Here is a 719-nt window from a genome sequence, read left to right as displayed (position 1 = left end):
ATTCGTATGCTGGCGGGCGAAGCGCGGGACATCGCCAGCGACAGGGCCGATTTTTTGCGAAGCCACCTGGAGTCCAGAAGCCACCCGCGACGCCTGAAACCCCTATGAATTCAAACACCTGACCGGCAGCGCGGGGTGGATACCTCGTGGATGCCGGAGTCCACCCGGAAGCCGATGGATCCAGCCGCGTCGGAGTCCAGCTGCGAATAGGGCAAGACACGTCCAAGTGCCGGCCGACGGCCCCCGGACCGTTAGCGGTTCGGCCCCCGTACCAGAAGCTCGAGTGCCCGGTCAGCAAGGTTGCGGGTGAGATCGCCAGCCGGCATCGCGCGAGACAGCCCCGCGGACTGGCCCGACCAGAGCGACATGAAATCCTCTGATCCTTCGGGCTCGGAGGCTGATCGCAGCGGTGCGAGAGCGCCGCCCGCCAGCGGGAACTGCGGCGCGTCCGCGGCGATGGGACCGACATCGCGCATGATGCGATTGACGATGCCGCGGGCCGGCCGTCCGGTAAAGACGTTCGTCAGGGCCGTCTCCCGCCCAGAGCCGGCAGTAAGCGCGCGACGATGTGGCTCCGCGATGGTGGCCTCAGGCGTGAACAGATAGGCCGTTCCGATCTGCACCGCGGAGGCGCCCAGCATGAAGGCCGCGGCGATGCCGCGCCCGTCGGCGATGCCGCCCGCCGCGATCACCGGCACGCGCACTGCATCAACGACCTG

General features: G+C 68.2%; 1 protein-coding gene. It reads right to left on the bottom strand.

All coding sequences use genetic code 11. The features are described 5' to 3' along the window. Positions 1 to 251: 251 nt before the first annotated feature. A partial coding sequence (locus RGD00_RS23440; RefSeq protein ID WP_310459638.1) for an NAD(P)H-dependent flavin oxidoreductase occupies positions 252 to 719 on the bottom strand: 468 nt, incomplete at its 5' end.

The sequence above is a fragment of the Ruixingdingia sedimenti genome, assembly GCF_031432425.1.
Classification (GTDB): Bacteria; Pseudomonadota; Alphaproteobacteria; order Rhodobacterales; family Rhodobacteraceae; genus Ruixingdingia; species Ruixingdingia sedimenti.
Note: the sequence above shows the minus strand (reverse complement) of the source record. Positions and strands in the feature narration are given on the sequence as shown.